The sequence below is a fragment of the Streptomyces sp. Y1 genome, from assembly GCF_041053115.1.
Taxonomy (GTDB): domain Bacteria; phylum Actinomycetota; class Actinomycetes; order Streptomycetales; family Streptomycetaceae; genus Kitasatospora; species Kitasatospora rubellomurina.
In genome coordinates this window covers 6655480-6675004 of record NZ_CP163445.1, presented here as the reverse complement: position 1 = coordinate 6675004, position 19525 = coordinate 6655480, and the positions used below count along the sequence as shown (strand labels likewise).

Genomic DNA, 19525 nt, shown 5'->3' with positions numbered 1-19525 from the left:
CGATCATTCGCGGAAAGCCCTTCAGGTAGCACCCTCCCTAGCACTACGATCCTTACATGCTGCTCACGCCGGACTCCCTCGCCACCGCCCAGCGTTCGCTCGGCGACCCCGCCCTCGACTACCCGCTGCTGCCCCCGCTGACCACCGGCTGCCCGCGCACCGGCACCGAGGACGTCGCCTACCCGCTCGAACTCGACTACGCCTACGACAAGGTGGACACCGCCGCCCTGTTCGCCCCGGCCGCCGCCCGCACCGGCCTGGAGCGCTGGGCCCCGCTGCTGCCGCCGCTGCTCGCCCCCGGCCTCGGCGAGGGCGCCACCCCGCTGGTCGAGATCGCGCCGGGCGTCCACGTCAAGGACGAGTCCCGCAACCCGACCTGGAGCCACAAGGACCGGCTCAACCGCTGCACCACCAGCGCCGCCCTGGCGGTCGGCGCCCGCGGCATCGCGGTGGCCTCCTCCGGCAACCACGGCGCCTCGGCGGCCGCCTACGCGGCCCGCGCCGGGCTGCGCTGCGTGGTCTTCGCCGGGCCCGACCTGCCGCCCGCCGTCGACTCCTTCCTCACCGCCTACGGCGCGGTGGTGCTCCCGGTGCCGTGGGAGGCGCGCTGGCCGCTGATGCGCCAGGCCGTCGAGCGGTACGGGCTGCACCCGGTCAGCAACCTGACCGCCACCCACACCGGGCACCCGTACGGGCCCGAGGGCTACAAGACGGTGGCGTACGAGATCTTCCAGGACGTGGGCACGCCGGCCGCGGTGTTCGTGCCGACCGGCTACGGCGAGCTGCTGTACGGCGTGTGGAAGGGCTTCACCGAGCTGCACCGCCTGGGCCTGGCGGACCGGGTGCCGCGGATCCACTCCTGCGAGTCGGCGGCGGGCGCGCCGCTGGCCACCGCGATCGGCCGCGGGGTACCGGCCGCCCGGGTGGAGGTCGGGGCGACCTCGGCGTACTCGATCGCCTCGCCGGTGGGCGGCTACCGGGGCGTGGTCGCGCTGCGCGAGAGCGGCGGCCGGGCGCTCACCCTGTCCGACCGGCAGCTCGCCGAGGCCCGTGCGGAGCTGGCCCGCAACGGCCTGTGGGCGGAGCTGTCCGCCGCTGCCGGACTGGCCGGTCTGCGCAGCCTCGACGCGGCGGAACTCCCGGACGACGGACCGCTGGTGTGCATCTCGACGTCCAGCGGCTTCAAGGACAGGGAGGTCGGCCGGCGGGCCACCGCACCGGTCGCCCCGGAGTGGCCGGAGGTGGAGCGCCGGCTGCGGGCCGCCGGGCTCGCCGACTGAGCCGACCGGCCGTCGGGAAATCGGAGCTCAGCGGGCGGCGGCCAGCCGCTCGCGCAGGCCGCGCAGCTCGTACCCGACCAGCGCGGGCAGGCCGGTCACCGGCCCGGCCTCCAGGGCGGGGCGGAGCAGGTCGAGGGCCGCCTGCGGATCGTGCGCGCAGGCGTGGCAGTCGGCCACCCGGACGGTGAACAGCAGGCGGCTGGCCGGGAGTTGGGCCGGGCCGAGCAGCTCCAGCGCGGTCTCGGCGGCGGCCAGGGCGCGCCGGGCCAGCCGTGGGTCGTCCACCGCGGCGGCGAGGTCGCGCAGGGCGGCGGCGGCCGCGGCCTCGACCCGCATCCGCATCGAGGCGATGGTCAGCCAGGGCGCGTCCGCCTCGTCCCGGGTGCCGATGTGCTCCACGTGCTGCCGGGCCCGGTCGATGTGCCGCAGGGTGCCCCGGACGTCCCCGGTCAGCGCGTGCGCGCGGGCCCGGCCGATCCGCCCCATCGCGCCGGCCCAGTGCCGGCCCGGCGCCGCCCGGGCGATCTCGCGGGCGTAGCCGAGGGCGGTGGCCGGGTCGCCGTCGAGCCGGGCCAGGGTGCTGAGGTCGCTGAGCGTGCCGACCGAGGTGGCCTGGTCCCCGGCGAGTTCGGCCCAGCTGAGGGCGCGGTCGAAGCAGGCCATCGCGGTGGCGTTGCGGCCGTCCTGCATCCGCAGCGCGCCGGCCGCGTGGGCGTGTTCGGCGGCCAGCCGGGCCAGCGGGCGGCGCTGCGCGGCGGGGGCGACGGCGAGCCGGGCGAGCACCGCGCGCAGGGTGCGTTCGACGGCGACCACCAGCCCGGGCCGGCCGCCGGTCTCGCCGGCCCGCAGCTGGGCGGCGAGCCGGGCGGCCAGGGCGTGCGCCGTGTCGGCGTCCAGCGGCGCCGCGGCGTCCGGGTCGGCCTCGCAGAACTCGGCGTGCAGGGCGGCGACTTCGGCCGGACCGGGGACGTCGCAGCCCTCGGCGTCGTGCAGCGGGCAGAGCAGTCCGTAGTCCGGCAGTCGGCCCGGCGGGTGGAGCGGCGCGGCCCGGCCGGTGTCCTGGGCGGCGCCGGAGCCGGCGGGCGGCAGCGGCCCGTCCGGCAGCGGGGCCCGCAGCAGTCCGGGGGCGAGCGGGTCCAGCGCGGGCAGCCCGGCCCGTTCCGCCCGCAGGCAGGCGGCCCGCAACTCACCGCCCGCGCGCAGCAGTTCCTCGGCCCGGTCGGCGGTCCTCGGGGTGACCCGGCGGGCGCCGTGCTCGATCTTGCTGACCGCGGTGTGGTCGTAGCCGAGGCCGGCGCCCAGCTGGGCCTGGGTCAGTCCGGCCCGGCGCCGCCAGTGCCGCAGCAGGGCGCCGAACTCCCGCCAGGCGTCCGCCTCCCGGCCGCCCGGCCGGGGCGCCCGCGACCCGGGGCCCGTTCGGTTCCGCTCCACGATCAGGACGGTACTGGATGGCGCGCGATCCGTACATGACATGGTCTCGACCAATTCTTGATCAGGTCTCAACCACTCGGACAAAAGCGCAGCTTGACGGAATTTGCCAACCCTATGCATCGCCCGCACCAGCCATTGACCCGGGCATGACGCCATGTGAGGGTTCGGGCACCCGAGCGCGGACGGCCCGCACGGCCGTCCCCCTGAGCGGCCCGCGGTGGCTCCGGCATGCCGTCCGCGGTCGAGGACCCCCACGTTCGAGGAGCCTCGATGCAACGCAGAGTTTCCGCGGGACGGTTGCTCACCACGGCGACCACCCTGACGCTTCTGGTCGGCACCATAGCCGCCACCGCCGGGCCGGCCACCGCCGCGCCCCCACCCGCACCGGCCCCGCCCAGCGCCCTCGCCGCCGCCGTGAACGCCGCCGACGCGGCCACCGCGGCCGGCCTGGACTCGCTGGCCAAGGGCCCCGACGAGACCTACGAGCGCCGATCCGTCACCCCGTGGCTCGGCGGCCTCTACTCCGTCTCCTACGAGCGCAGTTACCACGGCCTCCCGGTGGTCGGCGGCGACGCGGTGGTGCTCGCGGACGGCCAGGGCAAGGTCCACGCCTCCCAGTCGGCCGCCCCCGGGCCGGTCGGCGGGTCGACCACCCCGAAGGTCAGCGCCGCCGACGCGGAGAAGACCGCCCGCACCAAGCTGCCCGTGGTCGACTCGGTGGCCCAGCGCCGCCTGGTCGTCCGGGTCAAGGACGGCACCGGCCGGCTCTCCTGGGAGACGGTGCTCAACGGCCGCACCGCGAAAGCGCCGAGCACCCTGCACGTCTTCGTGGACGCCGCCACCGGCGAGGTCGTCGACAGCTACGACGACGTCGAGGCCGGCACCGTCAACAGCAAGTGGAACGGCCCGGCGCCGCTCACCATCAGCACCACCAACTCCGGCGGCTCGTACTCGCTTTCCGACCCGAACCGGCCCGGCCTGAGCTGTTCCGACTACAGCTCCGGCCAGGTGTTCCGCAAGTCCTCCGACTCCTGGGGCAACGGCGACCCCTCCACCAAGGAGACCGGCTGCGCCGACGCCATGTGGGCGGCCCAGAAGGAATGGGACATGCTCCGCGACTGGCTCGGTCGCAACGGGCACGACGGCAACGGCCGCAGCTGGCCCATCAAGGTCGGCCTGAACGACGTCAACGCGTACTGGGACGGCAGCTCCGTCTCGATCGGCCACAGCCAGGCCGGCGAGTGGATCGGCTCCCAGGACGTCGTCGGCCACGAGTTCGGCCACGGCATCGACCAGTACACCCCCGGCGGCGCCAACAACGAGAACGGCCTCGGCGAGGGCACCGGCGACATCTTCGGCGCGCTCACCAAGGAGTACAACAACGAGCCCGCCGGGTACGACTACCCGGACTACCAGGTCGGCCGGGTGATCAACCTGGTCGGCCAGGGCCCGATCCGCAACCTGTACCAGCCCTCGCTGGTCAACAACGACCCGGACTGCTACTCCTCCGCCATCCCCAGCACCGAGGTGCACGCCGCGGCCGGCCCGCTGAACCACTGGTTCTACCTGCTGGCCAACGGCTCCACCGGCGCCGGCGGCAAGCCGACCAGCCCGACCTGCAACGGCTCCTCGGTCACCGGCATCGGCATGAAGCAGGCCGGCCAGGTCTGGTACGGCGGCATGCTGCTCAAGACCAGCGGCATGACCTACAAGCGGTACCGCACCACCACCCTGACCGCCGCCAAGAACCTCGACCCGAGCTGCACCTTCTACAACCGCACCAAGGCGGCCTGGGACGCCGTCAGCGTCCCCGCGCAGAGCGGCGACCCGACCTGCACGCCGTCCGGCACCAACGACTTCTCGCTCAACCTGGGCCCGGCCGCCGGCTCCGTCCAGCCCGGCGCCTCGACCACCACGACGGTCTCCACCGCGGTGACCTCGGGCACCGCACAGACCGTCAACCTGACCGCCTCGGGCGCCCCGACCGGGGTCACCGCGACGATCACCCCCTCCTCGGTGCAGACCGGCTCCTCGGCCACGCTGACCCTCGCGGCCTCCGGCTCGGCCACCGCGGGCACCTACGTGATCACCGTCACCGGCACCGCCGGCGCGGCCACCCACACCGCCCAGTACACCCTGACGGTCGGCGGCGGCGCGCCCAACCCCGGGACCCCGCCCGTCGTCGACGTCGCGAAGGTCCAGGCCGACCTGGCCCAGCTGAACACCATCGCCGACCAGAACGGCGGCAACCGCCGGGCCGGTAGCGCCGGGCACACCCAGTCGGTCGCGTACCTCAAGGCCAAGCTGCAGGCGGCCGGCTACACCGTCGCCGAGCAGACCTGCACCTCCTGCACCTACCGCTCCAACAACCTGATCGCCGACTGGCCGGGCGGCCCGTCCGACCAGGTCACCATGTTCGGCGCGCACCTGGACAGCGTCGGGGCCGGCCCCGGCATCAACGACAACGGCTCCGGCTCGGCCACCCTGCTGGAGAACGCCCTCGCGCTCGCCCAGCAGAACCCGACCATGAGCCGGCACGTCCGGTTCGCCTGGTGGACCGGCGAGGAGCAGGGCCTGCAGGGCTCGAACTTCTACGTCGGCCAGCTCGGCTCCGCCCAGCGCTCCGCGATCAAGGCCTACTACAACTTCGACATGGTCGGCTCGCCCAACGCCGGCTACTTCATCAACAACATCTCCTCCGGCGCCGCCGCGCCGATGAAGGCGTACTGGGACTCGCTGAACCTCCAGCCGGAGGAGAACACCGAGGGCCAGGGCCGCTCGGACGACTACTCCTTCCAGCAGGCCGGCATCCCGACCTCCGGTTACGCGGCCGGCGCGGACGCCGTCAAGACCTCGGCCCAGGCGGCCAAGTGGGGCGGCCAGGCCGGCCAGTCCTACGACTCCTGCTACCACCAGTCCTGCGACACCAGCGGCAACATCGACGCCACCGCGCTCAAGCGCAGCGCCAACGGCGTGGCCGCCACCATCTGGAAGACCTCGGTCGGCGGCACCGCGCCCGCCAACGACTTCTCCCTCGCGGTGAACCCGGCCACCGCCACCGTCAAGCCCGGTGACTCCACCAGCGCCACCGTCTCCACCGCCACCACCTCCGGCTCCGCCCAGACCGTCACCCTGACGGCCACCGGCGCCCCCGCCGGCGTCACGGTCTCGCTGAGCCCGTCCTCGGTGCAGTCCGGCGGCTCGTCCACGCTGGCCATCAGCACCTCCGCCACCACCGCCGCCGGCACCTACAGCATCACCGTCACCGGCGCCGGCTCCGCCACCCACAGCACCAGCTTCTCCCTGGTCGTGGGCAACGGGACGCCCAACCCGGGCGGCACCTGGACGCCCGGCACCACCTACCAGGCGGGCGACGTGGTGACCTACAACGGGGTCAGCTACCGCTGCGTCCAGGGCCACACCGCCCAGGTCGGCTGGGAGCCGCCGATCGTCCCCGCCCTGTGGCAGCCGATCTGACCGGCCCCACCGGCTGACGCCCGACGCCCGACACCTGACACCTGACACCTGACACCACCCGAGCCGCTGCGCCGCGATCCGTTTGAGGGGACGGATCGCGGCGCAGCCGTCTACCCTGCTCCGTGACGTGACCGACGGTCGACTCGACCGAGCCGAGGAGCCCCAGGTGATCCAGCAGACCCGCGCCGTACCCGAGTTGGCCCCCGAGGCGGTCGAGCGGTGGCGCGCCGCCGGCACCGACCTGCTCGACCTGCTGACCCTCGCCCGGCGCACCCACGGCGGCCTGGCCGGCTTCCGGATCGGCCCGCACCCGACGGTCCTGGTCACCGACCCGGCCGCCGTCCAGCACGTGCTCGGCCGCCACCCGGACCGGTACGTCAAGCGCCCGCACCGCGCCCGGATGCTGGTCGGCGACGGCGTCCTGTCCGCCACCGGGGACGCCTGGAAGCGCCAACGGCGGCTCCTGCAGTCCCAGTTCACCGGCACCGGGATGCGCCGCTACGAGCAGCGGATCGCCTCCGCCGCCCGCCGCACCGCCGAGCGCTGGGCGGGCTACCGGCGCACCGGCGAGACCTTCGACGTCGCCGAGGAGATGCGCGGCTTCGCCCTGGACACCGTGTGGCGCGCCCTCACCGGGCTGCCGCTGGACGACCGCACCGACGCCGAACTGCGGGCGGTGGAACGGGTGGTGGCCGCGATGCCGACCCTGCCCGGCGACGCGGCGGACGCCCGCCGGGCGGTCGCGGCCGACCTCGCGCTGATCGACCGCGTCGCGCAGGCCGCGATCGAGACCGCCCGCACCGCCGACGCCCCCGAACCCGGCGTGCTGCGCACCCTGCTCGACGCGGGCGACCAGTACCCGGAGTACACCGACACGCTGATCCGGGACGAGCTGGTCACCCTGCTGGTCGCCGGGCACGAGACCACCGCCAGCACCCTCACCTGGCTGTTCCTGCTGCTCGACCGCTTCCCCGAGGCCCGCACGGCCGACCCCAGGGCGCTGGTCGAGGAGACCCTGCGGCTCTACCCGTCCGCCTGGATCCTGCCCCGGTACGCCGTCGAGGACGACGTGGTCGAGGGCCACCGGATCGCCGCCGACACCGACGTACTGGTCTGCCCGTACCTGATGCAGCGCGACCCGGAGCTGTGGCCCGACCCGCTGCGCTTCGACCCGGCCCGATTCGCCCCCGGCGCCGCCCGCCCCGCCCACGTCGGCGCGTACGTCCCGTTCGGCCTCGGCGCCCGCGCCTGCCTGGGCACCCAGTTCGCGCTGCGCGAGACCACCGCACTGCTCGAACTCCTGCTGCCGCTCGGCCGCTTGGAGTTCCGGTCGGTGCCGCGGGGCAACGCCTACAGCATCACCGTCCGCCCGGACGGCCCGACCCCGGCCGTCCTGCGCTGACCGGCCTCATCCTCGGCGGGCCTGCTTGATCCGGACGTAGCCGGAGCGCGGGTGCCCGATCAGGGTGACGAGCGGGGAGCCCGGCTCGGCCTCCGTCCGGGCCTTGCTGACGATCTGCCCGGTGTTGGTGCTCGACCGGTCGATCCGGACGCCCCAGCCCTGGGGGACGACCAGCTTGACCTGGCCCGCGCCGCAGGTGACCTCGACGGTGACCTCGCGGTGCGGGCAGACGGCCGAGGTGAAGTCGAGCACGATCAGGCCCATCCCGGTCTCGGCGACGATCCGGCGCGGCACCTCCCACACGCCCTTCTGCAGGATGTGCCGCATCCTGGTCCGCAGCACCAGGGGCTCGTCGTCCGCACCCACCGGCGCCGAGCGCGGCCCCAGGTCGGCCACCAGCACGTCGAGTTGGCGGTACGTCCGGGCCGCGAAGGCGAGCTCCAGCCGCTCCTCCAGCTCGGCGAGGTCGATCCGGCCCTCCCCGGCCGCGATCCGCAGCCGGTCGGCCACCGCCTCGCGGTCCAGGTCCCCGGCCCGGGCCTCGGGCGCGGCCTGCGGCGCCGTCCGGACGATCGGCAACTGCTCATCGCTCATGCGCCGACTGTACGGCACGGCACCGACGCGATCACCGGCCTGATCTACGCTGTGCGGCGCCGCCCCTTGAGCCCCCTGACCGCCGTTCGAGACCCTGGAGCCCGCCGCGATGACCCTCACCCCCGCCGGCCCGCTGTTCGCCGCCGTCGACATCGGCGGCACCAAGATCGCCGGCGCGCTGGTCGACGGCGCCGGACGGCTCCGGCACCGCCGCCAACTGCCCACCCCCGCCCGGGCCGCGGGCACGGACGTGCTCGCCGTCGTGCACCAGGTCCTGGACCACCTCGCGGCCACGGCCGACTGGCCCGCCGTGAAGGCCCTCGGGATCGGCAGCGCCGGCCCGGTCGACCTCGTCGGCGGCACCGTCAGCCCGGTCAACATCCCCGGCTGGCGCGACTTCCCGCTGGTCGCCGAGGCCGCCGCGCACCCGGCGGTGGCCGCCCGCGCGCTGCCCGTCCGGCTGGCCGGGGACGGCGTGGCGATGGCCGCCGCCGAGCACTGGCGGGGCGCGGCCCGGGGCGCCGCGGACGCGCTCTGCCTGGTGGTGTCGACGGGCGTCGGCGCCGGGCTGGTGCTGGACGGCGCGGTGCGGCCCGGGCGCAGCGGCAACGCGGGCCATCTCGGCCACATCACCGTCGAGTTGGACGGCGAGCCGTGCCCGTGCGGTTCGCGCGGCTGCCTGGAGGGCATCGCCAGCGGCACCGCGATCGCCCGCCGGGCCCTCGCCGCGGGCTGGCGGCCGGACGGCGCGGACCGCTCGGCCCGGGCGGTGGCGGCCGCGGCGGCGGGTGGCGACCCGGTCGCGCTGGCCGCCTTCGACCGCGCCGCGCAGGCGCTGGCCGCCGGGATCGCCGCCACGGCCGCGCTGGTCGACCTCGGCCGGGTGGTCGTCGGCGGCGGGGTCGCCGAGGCCGGGGACGTGCTGTTCGCGCCGCTCGCCCGCCACCTGGACCGCTACGCGGCCCTGCCGTACGTGCGCGGCCTGGACGTGCGCCGCGCCGAGCTGGGCACCGACGCGGGGCTGATCGGCGCGGCGGCGCTCTGCCGCTGAGGAGGGGATCCCGGGCAGGCCCCCGCGCGGGTCCCTCAGGCCGGCAGCGGGTGCCCGAACAGCAGGTCGTAGCCGTCCGGCAGCTGCTCGACCACCCGGTCGACCAGCTGCCCGGGCACCAGGTCCGCGAGGGTGCTGAGCACCGCCCCGATGTCCCACTGCGCGGTGGCCGCCGTCGCGCCGTCGATCCAGCCGACCACGGCCTGGACGAAGCGTTCGGCGGTCAGCGGTTCGCAGGCGGGCCCGGCGTCGCGCAGCGGTCCGGCGTAGGCCTCCGGCAGGGCGTCGGCGAGCTCGGCGCGCTCGGCGCCCACCAGGTGCTCGCCGAGCAGCCCGAGCACCACCCGGGCCGCGTGGTCCGCCTCGGCCTCGCCCCGGTACTCGCCGCGTTCGACGACGCGGGCGAGGAAGTCCTCCCGGCTGATGGTCATCGCGTCCTCCTCCTTCCGGTCGAGGGCGACCGGCGGGACCCCCGCGTGCCCGACCCCCGTGGGACGCTCCGGGGCCCGTCCTGCTCAGCGTACTGCGGCCCGCCGCCGCCGGGCCCTGGTGAGCGGCCCGGGAAGCGGGACCGGGGAGGGAAACGGAAGGGGAGCCGGGAGGGAGGGCCGGGAGGAGGACCGGACGGGCGGATCGACGCCGTTGTCGATCACGCCGCCGGTCCGTGCCGTGGCCGGCACGGGACGCCGCCGGGCCCGGGGCCCGAGGGGCCCTGGGGGCGGCTCAGCCGGCCGAGGTGCGGCAGCGCCGGCGCGGGCGCAGCGGCGATGACACTCTGCCACCGCTGCGGGCCGGGCCCCGCTGGGCCGGCATGCCGGCCGGGGCGGTCGCCGCGGCCTCGGCGGCCCGCGCGTCCTCCGGCATAAAGCCCGCGAGAAAGCGCCGCTCGCCCGGGCTGAGTTTGCGCGACCGGCCGGATTCGCGGTCCCGGGCGACCACGACGGTGCGCGCCCGCATAAAGGTGCGCGGTTCGCGGAGGACATTCACCTCGACGTGCGCGGAACTCCGGCCGAGCCGTTCGACCGTCAACCGCACGGACAACGGCTCGGGCTGGTGGTGCAACTGCTCTAGATAATCGATCTCGTGCCGCGCGATAATGAATCCGGACGGGAACAGGGATTCCCGGACGGCGGTCGCGTGGTGGCGGAACAGGTCGTAAATCCCCTCCTGGATGTAGCCGACCAGCCGGGCGTTGTTGATGTGCCCGTTCTCGTCGACGTCGCTCCAGCGGGTGGAGCAGGACAGCACGTGCCCGACCGGGCTCGACGCGCTCACTGCTCCGTCAGCCCGGCGCCGGCCCCGGCCGGGAGCAGGGCGCGCCGCAACCGGGCGTAGTAGCCGGAGTGTTCGGCCGCCATCCGGGCGGCGGTCCAGCCCTCCTCGGCGGCCTCGGCGGCGGCCTGCACGACCAGGCTGTCGAGCACGGCGTCCACCGAGCGGCACAGGTCGGCGACGGCCGCGAGCCGTTCGGTGACGTCCGCGCCGCCGGCGGCGGTGCGCGCCGGGAACGCGGCGAGCGAGTCCACCGCGAGCTGCAGGTCGTCGATGACCTCCGACCGGCTTTCCGCCACGGAATTCCCGGTGCGCCGTTCTGCTTGTGCGTTCTGCCTGTCCCGCATCTTCGACATGCTTTTCTCCATGACGGTATTCCGGCCGTGACTGCCATGACGGCCTGCTGGCTGGTGTACGAATGCACCGGACTCGGTGTCGACCCCCCGACGCCTTCGACGCTATCCCAGTCGACGCGGGTCGGCAGATGGTTTCCGGAGGTGGACCGGAAACTGACTTCCATTGGAGTAGTTTGCCGGGGTACACAATATGCCCCATCAGCCGAATGCCTTCGCCGAATCGGGTGGTATCGCCGACCCGGGCCGGAAAAACGACTACCGAGCGTCACCGGTATGCTAAAGAGCACTCCACCACCTCGCCTTGTACAGCCGCGCGCCGCGCAGCACCCGTACGCCCTCGGGCCGGTGCAGGGTGATCACCGAGGTGCACCAGTCGCACGACCCCTGGTGATCGGGCGCGACGGTCAGCAGCCGGCCGGTGAAGGGCTCGTCGCCGATGCTCTTGACGTCCCGCTCGGCGGCCGGATCGGCCAGCCGGACGGGGGCGAAGGTGTCGGCGGCCGGGTCGTACCGGTACAGGTGCCGCAGGGTGCTCACCCAGAACCGGCCGGGTTCGGCGAGCACCGGCGCCAGGTCGTGCCCGCCCCGGTCCGGCAGCGGCACCCGGCGGACCGGGGTCAGGGCGGGCTCGGCCGGGGTGCCGCCGACCCGCAGTGCGACCAGCGCGTCCTCGCCGAGCGCCCAGAGCAGCCCGGTCCGCTCGTCCCACTGCACGCCGTGCGCGCCCGGCAGCGGGTGGTCGGCGTACCGGGCGGCGCGCGGGCCCTGCGAGGCCGCGTACAGCCGGACCCAGCCGCCGGTGCTCGCCGCGACCGCGACGTTGCCGTCCGGCAGCAGCTCGATGCTGTGCGGGTTGGCGGCGGCGCCGAGGTCCGCCGCCCAGCGGACCCGGCGGGTGGCGGTGTCGACGACGACGGCGAGGCCGCCGGAGGCGGTGGCGATCAGGTGCCGGCGGCCCTGCCGGACCCGGCTCTTGGCCTCGTCCGGGTCGGTCCAGCTCCGGGCCGGCCGCAGGTCGGCCAGCTCGGGCTCCCGGTCGGCGCTCCAGCTCCACCACACGGGCAGCCGGTCCGGCCCCTGGTAGGGCATCAGCTCCTCGGCGCTCTGCAGCACCAGCACCCGCCGGGAGCCCTGGTCGACGGCCGCGATGGCCCATCCGGGCGACTTCCCGGTGGCCTGCCCGCCGGGCGCGCACAGCAGCAACGCGGCCCCCACGGCCGCCAGGGCTCTTCCGTACACGCGCACCACGCTGCCGCCTCGGCACCTTCCGCGCACCACGGAGCGCCGCCGAACGGCCGGACGCCCGCCCGCCCCCGCGGCGCTGCGGGGGCGGGCGGGCGCCGGGCTCGTCGGCCCCGGGTCAGCCGAGGGTGTCGGCGGTGACCGGGGCGGAGAGCTCGACGGTCTTCCCGTTCACGCCGGTCCTGACGAACTGCCAGGTGAGCCCGCTGATGACGCCCTTGTCGAGCGGGGCGAGCCGGGCGAAGGCGGGCTTGCTGAGGTCGATGTGCGTGGCGTCGCAGGAGGGGCACTGGTCCTTGACCGGAACGGTGACGGTCTTGCCCTGGTACGTCACCTTGACCGAAATGCCCTGGCAGAGCGGGTCGTTGTTGGGGTTGGCGGAGGTCCACCAGCTGCGCGGAACGGCGACCAGCAGCTGACTGGAGGCGTTGATCTGGGTGCCGCAGGCGCCGTAGCCCGCGTCGGTGTAGTACGTCGCCTTGCCGGTCATCGGCTTGTTGATCGGGATGGCCGCGCTCGCGCTGCCCGCGGTCAGGGCGAGCAGGGCGGCGGCGGCGAGCGGTGCGCCCACGAGGATCCTGAGGTTCTTGCTGACGGCACGCATGGTTCCCCTCCGGTCGATCAGTCGAATGACGTGCTCATGACAGAGAGAGACGCCGATAGCGCACGGGGGTGCCACCGACCCCGGGCCGGCTCGATGCGCTATCGGACCAACCGAACGTAGGCAATCGATGCGGGCACGGTCCAGGCCTCTGCCGTGTTGGCATGAACACAAGGGAGAGATCTTTACCAATGCCGCCGAAGAGGCGAAGATGCGTGACCGAATGGCCGCCAAGGGAGTTGAGGGCACGTCACCACCGGCACGACCGGCACCACCGCCCGCCCCGGAGGCCCCGCCAGATGCGCACCGCACTCGCCGCCCTGCTCCTCGGCACCGTCCTGCTCCCGGCCGCCGCCGCTTCCGCCGCACCCGCCGCGGCCGCCGACGCCCGGCCCCGCGAGGTCAACCAGGGCTACAGCATCCCGGTCGGCGGCGTCACCGACCTCGGCGCGCTCCCCGTCCTGGGCAGCCTCGGCCTGGACTTCGCCCGGCTTCTCGGGCAGTAGCGGCAGCGGCGGTCCGTCTGGGGTTAGGCTCGTCCCGCGCGGCGACCCACCCGCGCGCGAGCCCGAGGGGGGAACGCATGATCGGGGACCTGCTGCCGGACGTCGTCGCGACCGAGGTGGCCTACGACGACCCGCCGGAGGCCCGGCTGGAACCCGCCGAGGAGGCCGTGGTCGCCCGGGCCGTGGACAAGCGCCGCCGCGAGTTCACCACCGTCCGGCACTGCGCCCGCGCCGCCCTCACCCGGATCGGCGTCCCGTACCAGCCGCTCGTCCCCGGTCTGCGCGGCACCCCGAGCTGGCCGGACGGCGTGGTCGGCAGCCTCACCCACTGCGACGGCTTCCGCGCCGCCGCCGTCGCCCGGGCCGGCGAGCTGGCCTCGATCGGCATCGACGCCGAGCCGGCGCTGCCGCTGCCCGAGGGCGTCCAGGAGGTGATCGCGCTGCCGGCCGAACAGCGCCGGCTCGCCGAACTGAGCGCCGCGCGGCCGGACGTCCCGTGGGACCGCATCCTGTTCAGCGCCAAGGAGGCCGTCTACAAGGCCTGGTTCCCGCTGACCCTGAAGTTCCTGGAGTTCAGCGAGGCCGAGCTGACCCTCGCCCCGGACGGCACCTTCACGGCCCGCCTGCTGGTCCCCGGCCCGGAGGTCGGCGGGCGGCGGCTGGACGGCTTCGACGGCCGCTGGGCGGTGCGCGACGGCCTGCTCGCCACCGCCATCGCCGTCACCCCGTAACGCCGCCCGTCACCCTCCGCCGTTCAAGCGTTCGACGGACGGGCGGGCGGCATATGCTCGGTCCCGTGACGGTGACTTATGTGATCGACGGCAGCGGGATCGGCAGCCTGGAGGAGTTCTGGGACGCGGTCGGGCGGACGATCGGCGTGGACGGCTACTTCGGCCGCAACCTCGACTCCTTCGCCGACTGCCTGCGCGGCGGCTACGGCACGCCCGACGACGGCGACTGGGTCATCGAGTGGCGCGACCACGAGACCTCCCGGCGCAGGCTCGGCTACCCGGAGACCGTCCGCCAGCTGGAGCTGCGGCAGACCCGCTGCCACCCGGCCAACCGCGAGCAGGTCGCCGCCGACCTGGCCGCCGCCCGGGCCGGGAAGGGGCCGACCGTCTTCGACTGGCTGGTCCGGATCATCGAGGAGGAGCACCCGGGCGGCCTGCGCCTCGCGTAGGCCCGGTCCGGCCGACCCCGCCGCTCGCGGCGGGTGCTCAGAGCACGTCCGACAGCCGGACGAACCGCCGCCCCGCCGCCAGCATCCCCGGCACCGCCGCCGCCACCCCGGGGGCGGTGCCGCCGCCCGGGTGGTTCAGGTGCCCGATCACGATCGCGCCGGCCGGGGCCGCCGCCACCTCCCGCCGCACCTCGGCGGCGCTCAGCGTGGCGCCGCCGTCCCCGTTGACGGAGAAGCCGACCACCCGCTCGCCCAGGTCGGCGACCACCTTGGTGGCCACGTCGTCGTAGTGCGCGGTGCCGGAGCGGAAGAGCCGGGGCGGGCGTCCGAGCAGCCCGGCGAGCTTCTGCGCGTTGCCCGCGACCTCGTCGTACGCCTCGCCCACGTCGCGGGTGCCGGCGATGCCGTACGCGGAGCGGCCGGTGACCGAGAGCGGGCGGTGGACGGTGCCGTGGTTGCCGATCTCGAACAGCGGGTCGGCGGCGAGCTGGTCGAAGGCGTCCGGGTTGGCGTCGATCCAGCGGGCGTTCAGGAACAGGGTGGCCGGGACGGCGTGCGCGCGCAGGAAGTCGATCAGGGCGGCGTCGTAGCCGTTGCCGCCCGGGCCGCCGCAGGCGTCGAAGGTGAGCGCCGTCGCCCGCTGCCCGTCCGGCAGTTCGGTGATCACCCCGGGGACCTCCAGCCCCCAGTCGGCCGGGGCGGCGCCGCCGTAGCGCCGGACCACCTCCGCCCGGCTCGGCTCCTTCGGAGCGGAGGACGCGGACGGCGCGGACGGCGTTGCGGTGGGCGTCGCATCCGGCGTCGGTGTCGGCGTCAGCGCCGGCGTCGGCGCAGCGGGAGCGGTCGCGGACGGGCTCCCCGGAGCCGCCGCCGGCCCCGCCCCGCCCGAGGCCCGGCACCCGGCCAGCGCACCCCCGGCCACCGCCGCCAGCAGTGCCCGCCGACTCAGCCCCACACCCGCCTCCGCTCCACGCCCGGCTTCCCGTACCCACGAACCATGTACCGATGAATCGTCACACCCCGCAACTCCACTCCCCCGGCCCACCCCCGGCCCACCCCCGTCCGGCCCCCCTTCACCGGCTCGCCCCGCCCCGGTGGGCCGCGCCTCACCGCCGGTTCACCCCCCGGGGTAGGTCCGCGAGCGACCCGCCCGCCGCCACCCCGGAGGCCCCGATGCCCACCGATCCCGCACCCGCACCCGCGCCCGCGCCACGCCCCGACCGCCGGACCGTCCTGCGCGGCACCCTCGCCACCGGTGCCGCCACCGCTCTCTCGCTCGCCGCCACCACCGCGGCGGCCGCCGACGCCCCCGCCGACCGGACCTTCACCCTCACCGGCCATCTCCCCACCGGCGCCCCCGACTTCGTCCACCTCCCGGTAGAAGTCCCGGACGGCGTCCGGGAGATCGCCGTCTCCTACGGCTACGACAAGCCGCCCGTCCCGGCCGGCACCCCCGGCAACTCCTGCGACATCGGCATCTTCGACGAGCGCGGCACCGACCTCGGCGGCGACGGCTTCCGCGGCTGGTCCGGCGGCTTCCGCACCGAGTTCAGCGTGGCCCGCGACGCCGCGACCCCCGGCTACCTGCCCGGCCCGATCAACCCGGGGACCTGGCACATCGTGCTCGGCCCCTACCAGGTGGCCCCGCAGGGCCTGGACTACCGCGTCCAGGTCACCCTCCGGTTCGGCGAGCCCGGCCCGGAGTTCACCCCGCACTACCCGCCGGAGCGCGCCCGCGGCCGCGGCCGGGCCTGGTACCGCGGCGACTGCCACCTGCACACCGTGCACTCGGACGGCCGGCGGCTCCCGGCGGAGGTGGCCGCCGGGGCCCGCGAGGCCGGCCTGGACTTCATCGTCTCGACCGACCACAACACCAGTTCCTCGCACGCCGTCTGGGGCCCGCTGGCCGGCCCGGACCTGCTGATCCTGACCGGCGAGGAGGTCACCACCCGCAACGGCCACTGGCTCGCCCTCGGCCTGCCGGCGGGCGAGTTCGTCGACTGGCGCTACCGCTCCCGCGACGAGGAGTACCCGCGCTTCGTCCGCCAGGTCCACCGCTCCGGCGGCCTGGTGGTGCCCGCGCACCCGTACTGCCCGTACGTCGCCTGCCAGTGGAAGTTCGGCTACGAGCAGGCCGACGCCGTCGAGGTGTGGAACGGGCCCTGGACGTACGACGACGAGTCGGCCGTCGACACCTGGGACGCGCAGCTCGCCGTCGCCCTGCGGCACGGCCGGTCCTGGACGCCCGCGATGGGCAACAGCGACGCGCACAGCGCCCCGCAGGTGATCGGCTCCCCGCACAACGTGGTCCTCGCCGAGGACCTGACCCGGGACGCGCTGCTCGACGGGCTGCGCGCCGGGCGCAGCTGGCTCGCCGAGTCCGCGGCCGTCCGGCTGGACCTCACCGTCACCGGCCACGGCCGCCGGGCCGGCATCGGCGAGGAGCTGACCGTCCCCGCCGACGCCCCGCTGGACGTCCGGCTGACCGTCTCCGGGGTGCCGGGCGGCACCGTCCGCCTGCTCACCGACGAGGGGCAGATGCACCAGGAGCCGCTGGCCGCGGACGGCTCCGGCACGGTGGTGTGGCGCACCACCGCCTCGCTGGCCGCGTACGTCCGTGCCGAGGTGCGCCACCCGAGGGCGGACGGCACGCCGGGCCGGGGCAACGCGATGGGGCCGGACCTGCCGTGGGGCCCGATGGCGGCGCTCACCAACCCGGTGGTGCTGCGCGCCGAGGACCGCTGACCGGCGTCCCGGGGACGACTCGGGGCACCCGGTTGGACTAGGTTGATCCCCGAACGCCTCAGTCGTAGGGACGAGGCGGTCGGTTGTCCGTATCCGGGCGGACCGGCCGTCCCCCCGTGCTCCGACCGCCTCGCCCCGGCTCCCCGTCCCCCGTCCCCGGCCCGCGAAGGGATCAGCAGCTGTGAACCGTACGACCGTAGATGGGCCGGAACTCGGGGGCGGTCGGGGAGCCGGGGGCGTCCTCGTCCTCGTCGACCCGTCCGGGGACGGGCACAGCCCGGTCGCGGAGCTGCTGGCGGCGCGGCTGGACCCGAGCGTCCACCTGCGGACGGACGACTTCCTGAAGGTCATCCGGACCGGCCAGGTCCCGCCCCACCCGCCCGAGGCCCGCCGCCGCAGCGCCACTGCCCTCGCGGCCGCCGCCCAGGCCGCCTTCGCCTACGCGACCGGCGGCTACCAGGTCGTCGTCGAGGCCCCGGACGTCCCGCCCACCCTCGACACCTTCCGCCGCGAGAGCCGCACCACCGGCGCCGCCCTGCACTACGTCGTCCTGCGGCCCGCCGCCGCCGGCTCCCCGCTCGCCCGGCACAGCCTCGACGCCGCCGCCCTCACCCCGGACGCCACCGCCGACGCCGTCCTCACCGCGCTCGCCGACCGCACCCACCTGCTCGGCTGGTGACCGGCGCCGTCCGCGCGGGGGCCTACGCGCCCACCGTGCCGTCGATGCCCTCCCGCAGGAGGTCGGCGTGCCCGTTGTGGCGGGCGTAGTCGTGGATGAGGTGGAGCATGACCAGGCGCAGGGAGACGTCGGCGTTCCAGCGGGGCTGGTGGCCGATGACGTCGAGGGACGGCGCCTCGCGCTCGATCCGGCGCGCGTGCTCGACCTCGGCCTGCCAGGCGGCGAAGGCCGCGGACGAGCTGGCGTCGGTGAGGTCGAAGGCGGCCTGGTAGTCGCCGTCCTCGGACCAGACCAGCGGCAGGTCCTCGCCGTTGATGACCCTGCGGAACCAGGTGCGCTCCACTTCGGCCAGGTGCCGGACGAGACCGAGCAGGGTGAGCGTGGACGGCGGGCTGGAGCGCCGGCGCAGCTGCTCGTCGGTCAGGCCCGCGCACTTCATGGCGAGCGTCGCGCGGTGGAAGTCCAGGAAGCCGCGCAGCATCTCGCGCTCGCCGCCGATCAGCGGCGGGACGGGGCGGTCGTCGGGAGTGTTCACGGAACCGGACGGTAGCGGACCGGGCCGCCCCGGCACGAAACCTTTTCCGCGCTCCACCAGATCGTCACGTTCCGTGTTCGAGCGGGTACAGGTTTGGGTACGTACCCCGGCGCGCCCGAGGGCCGGGCGCCGACCGACCACGGAGACCCGACGCCCCATGGACCACCACCACATCCCGCCGACCGTACGCCGCACCTACGGCACGGACGACCTGTCGGCAGCACCGTCGTTCGCCGGCGGCTTCATCAACTTCGGCGACTGGCAGGGGATCGACCTCACCGCACCCACCCAGGAGGACCGGGTGCACAGCCAGGAACAGCTGTACCGGCGGACGCTACGGGCCTTCCCCGAACCGCGCGAACAGCTCCGGCTGGCCGAGGTCGGCTGCGGGCGGGGCCTGGGCGCCGCCCTCGCGCTGCGCGAGTTCCGCTTCGCCTCCGTCACCGGGATCGACATCCACCCCGACCAGATCGAGCGCGCCCGCGCCGTCAACGCCCGCGCCCTCGCCACCTACCCGGACCGGCTCGCCTACACCCTCGGCTCGGCCGACGAACTCCCCTTCCCCGACGCCTCCCTGGACGGCGTCTACTCCGTCGAGGCCGCCCAGCACTTCCGCGAACTGTCCGGCTTCGCCCGGGAGGCCGCCCGGGTGCTGCGCCCCGGCGGCCGCCTGGTCGTCACCACCTTCTTCGCCGCCGCCGGCCCCGAGGTCGCCGAACGCCTCAAGATCCTCCTCGCCAGCTTCGCCGACGGCCTCGACGTCCCGCACTCCCTCGACGCCTTCACCGCCGATCTCGCCGCCGCCGGCTTCACCACCGTCGACACCACCGCCATCGGCTCCGACGTCTGGCCCGGCTTCGACCGCTACCTCACCGACACCGTCCCGACCGCCCACTGGTCCCGCAACTTCCTCCCCGCCTGGCGCGACGGCCTCCTCGACTACCACCTCCTCACCGCCACCCGCGCCTGACCCCGCAACCCCCGCCCCCGCCGCACGGGAAGTCGGCCGGGTCGACTTCCCGTGCAACCTCAACCGTGGCCCACCGCATCAAACACTGTGTGTGGCACGGACGTTCGGTCATCGCGTCCCACTCGGGCCCATCTCGACACAAACCGGTCGAAAATGGTCTGATGATCACACCGTAGGGATCATCAAGGACCGGAGGGAACGTGC

Annotated in this window: 19 protein-coding genes; 10 read left to right on the top strand and 9 right to left on the bottom strand. The window is 75.1% G+C overall.

Annotated elements, in window-relative coordinates:
- Nucleotides 1-56: 56 nt before the first annotated feature.
- A complete protein-coding gene (locus AB2U05_RS29275) occupies nt 57-1280 on the top strand; it encodes a pyridoxal-phosphate dependent enzyme (protein WP_369184693.1) in 1224 nt (407 codons plus the stop codon).
- A gap of 27 nt (nt 1281-1307) precedes the next feature.
- On the opposite strand, the gene AB2U05_RS29270 is transcribed toward AB2U05_RS29275, so the two are convergent.
- Nucleotides 1308-2711, bottom strand: coding sequence for a helix-turn-helix domain-containing protein (locus AB2U05_RS29270; RefSeq protein WP_369184692.1), 1404 nt, complete (start codon nt 2709-2711; stop codon nt 1308-1310).
- Between the two features lie 270 nt (nt 2712-2981).
- On the opposite strand from AB2U05_RS29270, the gene AB2U05_RS29265 reads away from it, so the two are divergent.
- A complete protein-coding gene (locus AB2U05_RS29265; protein WP_369184691.1) occupies nt 2982-6188 on the top strand; it encodes a M28 family peptidase in 3207 nt (1068 codons plus the stop codon).
- Nucleotides 6189-6315: 127 nt separating this feature from the next.
- Nucleotides 6316-7590 carry a cytochrome P450 gene (locus AB2U05_RS29260; protein WP_369184690.1) on the top strand — a complete coding sequence of 425 codons (1275 nt, stop codon included), beginning with the start codon at nt 6316-6318 and terminating at the stop codon, nt 7588-7590.
- A 6-nt stretch (nt 7591-7596) separates the two neighbouring features.
- Here AB2U05_RS29260 and AB2U05_RS29255 read toward each other — a convergent pair whose 3' ends face one another.
- Nucleotides 7597-8184 carry a DUF1707 domain-containing protein gene (locus AB2U05_RS29255; protein WP_369184689.1) on the bottom strand — a complete coding sequence of 196 codons (588 nt, stop codon included), beginning with the start codon at nt 8182-8184 and terminating at the stop codon, nt 7597-7599.
- A 109-nt stretch (nt 8185-8293) separates the two neighbouring features.
- On the opposite strand from AB2U05_RS29255, the gene AB2U05_RS29250 reads away from it, so the two are divergent.
- Complete coding sequence (locus AB2U05_RS29250; protein ID WP_045708477.1) at nt 8294-9235, top strand: ROK family protein; 942 nt, start codon at nt 8294-8296, stop codon at nt 9233-9235.
- A gap of 35 nt (nt 9236-9270) precedes the next feature.
- Here the strand turns inward: AB2U05_RS29250 and AB2U05_RS29245 are convergent, their stop codons facing one another.
- The 5 genes from AB2U05_RS29245 to AB2U05_RS29225 all read right to left on the bottom strand — a co-directional run bounded on the left by AB2U05_RS29245 (nt 9271) and on the right by AB2U05_RS29225 (nt 12709).
- Nucleotides 9271-9666 (bottom strand): DUF2267 domain-containing protein, encoded by a 396-nt coding sequence (locus AB2U05_RS29245; protein WP_045695544.1) that lies wholly within the window; start codon nt 9664-9666, stop codon nt 9271-9273.
- A 292-nt stretch (nt 9667-9958) separates the two neighbouring features.
- The gene (locus AB2U05_RS29240) at nt 9959-10510 is read right to left on the bottom strand and encodes a thioesterase family protein (protein WP_052706161.1); all 552 of its coding nucleotides are present in this window, start codon (nt 10508-10510) and stop codon (nt 9959-9961) included.
- A complete protein-coding gene (locus AB2U05_RS29235; protein WP_045695543.1) occupies nt 10507-10806 on the bottom strand; it encodes a hypothetical protein in 300 nt (99 codons plus the stop codon). The genes AB2U05_RS29240 and AB2U05_RS29235 overlap by 4 nt, the downstream gene beginning before the upstream one ends.
- A gap of 333 nt (nt 10807-11139) precedes the next feature.
- Complete coding sequence (locus AB2U05_RS29230; protein WP_157882078.1) at nt 11140-12102, bottom strand: DUF6528 family protein; 963 nt, start codon at nt 12100-12102, stop codon at nt 11140-11142.
- A 121-nt stretch (nt 12103-12223) separates the two neighbouring features.
- Nucleotides 12224-12709 (bottom strand): cysteine/serine endopeptidase inhibitor, encoded by a 486-nt coding sequence (locus tag AB2U05_RS29225; protein WP_045695537.1) that lies wholly within the window; start codon nt 12707-12709, stop codon nt 12224-12226.
- Nucleotides 12710-13005: 296 nt separating this feature from the next.
- Here AB2U05_RS29225 and AB2U05_RS29220 point away from each other — a divergent pair, with 296 nt between their 5' ends.
- The 3 genes from AB2U05_RS29220 (at nt 13006) to AB2U05_RS29210 (ending at nt 14392) form a co-directional block, all read left to right on the top strand.
- Nucleotides 13006-13212, top strand: coding sequence for a hypothetical protein (locus AB2U05_RS29220; RefSeq protein WP_045695534.1), 207 nt, complete (start codon nt 13006-13008; stop codon nt 13210-13212).
- A 77-nt stretch (nt 13213-13289) separates the two neighbouring features.
- Complete coding sequence (locus tag AB2U05_RS29215) at nt 13290-13943, top strand: 4'-phosphopantetheinyl transferase (RefSeq protein ID WP_045695532.1); 654 nt, start codon at nt 13290-13292, stop codon at nt 13941-13943.
- A 65-nt stretch (nt 13944-14008) separates the two neighbouring features.
- Nucleotides 14009-14392 (top strand): barstar family protein, encoded by a 384-nt coding sequence (locus tag AB2U05_RS29210; RefSeq protein ID WP_045695666.1) that lies wholly within the window; start codon nt 14009-14011, stop codon nt 14390-14392.
- A 37-nt stretch (nt 14393-14429) separates the two neighbouring features.
- Here the strand turns inward: AB2U05_RS29210 and AB2U05_RS29205 are convergent, their stop codons facing one another.
- Nucleotides 14430-15116, bottom strand: a complete 687-nt coding sequence (locus tag AB2U05_RS29205; protein WP_369184688.1) for a polysaccharide deacetylase family protein — start codon at nt 15114-15116, stop codon at nt 14430-14432.
- A gap of 449 nt (nt 15117-15565) precedes the next feature.
- Here AB2U05_RS29205 and AB2U05_RS29200 point away from each other — a divergent pair, with 449 nt between their 5' ends.
- Nucleotides 15566-17137 (top strand): CehA/McbA family metallohydrolase, encoded by a 1572-nt coding sequence (locus AB2U05_RS29200; protein WP_369184687.1) that lies wholly within the window; start codon nt 15566-15568, stop codon nt 17135-17137.
- Between the two features lie 181 nt (nt 17138-17318).
- Nucleotides 17319-17816, top strand: a complete 498-nt coding sequence (locus AB2U05_RS29195) for a hypothetical protein (RefSeq protein ID WP_045695523.1) — start codon at nt 17319-17321, stop codon at nt 17814-17816.
- A gap of 22 nt (nt 17817-17838) precedes the next feature.
- On the opposite strand, the gene AB2U05_RS29190 is transcribed toward AB2U05_RS29195, so the two are convergent.
- Complete coding sequence (locus tag AB2U05_RS29190; protein WP_369186013.1) at nt 17839-18297, bottom strand: DinB family protein; 459 nt, start codon at nt 18295-18297, stop codon at nt 17839-17841.
- Between the two features lie 211 nt (nt 18298-18508).
- Here AB2U05_RS29190 and AB2U05_RS29185 point away from each other — a divergent pair, with 211 nt between their 5' ends.
- Nucleotides 18509-19321 carry a class I SAM-dependent methyltransferase gene (locus tag AB2U05_RS29185; protein WP_369184686.1) on the top strand — a complete coding sequence of 271 codons (813 nt, stop codon included), beginning with the start codon at nt 18509-18511 and terminating at the stop codon, nt 19319-19321.
- Nucleotides 19322-19525 lie beyond the last annotated feature (204 nt).

Coding starts and splice junctions, on each gene's coding strand:
- AB2U05_RS29225 (WP_045695537.1), bottom strand. CDS start 12,709: ATGCGTGCCGTCAGCAAGAACCTCAGGATCCTCGTGGGCGCACCGCTC.
- AB2U05_RS29185 (WP_369184686.1), top strand. CDS start 18,509: ATGGACCACCACCACATCCCGCCGACCGTACGCCGCACCTACGGCACG.
- AB2U05_RS29190 (WP_369186013.1), bottom strand. CDS start 18,297: ATGCTGCGCGGCTTCCTGGACTTCCACCGCGCGACGCTCGCCATGAAG.
- AB2U05_RS29250 (WP_045708477.1), top strand. CDS start 8,294: ATGACCCTCACCCCCGCCGGCCCGCTGTTCGCCGCCGTCGACATCGGC.
- AB2U05_RS29275 (WP_369184693.1), top strand. CDS start 57: ATGCTGCTCACGCCGGACTCCCTCGCCACCGCCCAGCGTTCGCTCGGC.
- AB2U05_RS29245 (WP_045695544.1), bottom strand. CDS start 9,666: ATGACCATCAGCCGGGAGGACTTCCTCGCCCGCGTCGTCGAACGCGGC.
- AB2U05_RS29200 (WP_369184687.1), top strand. CDS start 15,566: ATGCCCACCGATCCCGCACCCGCACCCGCGCCCGCGCCACGCCCCGAC.
- AB2U05_RS29220 (WP_045695534.1), top strand. CDS start 13,006: ATGCGCACCGCACTCGCCGCCCTGCTCCTCGGCACCGTCCTGCTCCCG.
- AB2U05_RS29255 (WP_369184689.1), bottom strand. CDS start 8,184: ATGAGCGATGAGCAGTTGCCGATCGTCCGGACGGCGCCGCAGGCCGCG.
- AB2U05_RS29215 (WP_045695532.1), top strand. CDS start 13,290: ATGATCGGGGACCTGCTGCCGGACGTCGTCGCGACCGAGGTGGCCTAC.
- AB2U05_RS29265 (WP_369184691.1), top strand. CDS start 2,982: ATGCAACGCAGAGTTTCCGCGGGACGGTTGCTCACCACGGCGACCACC.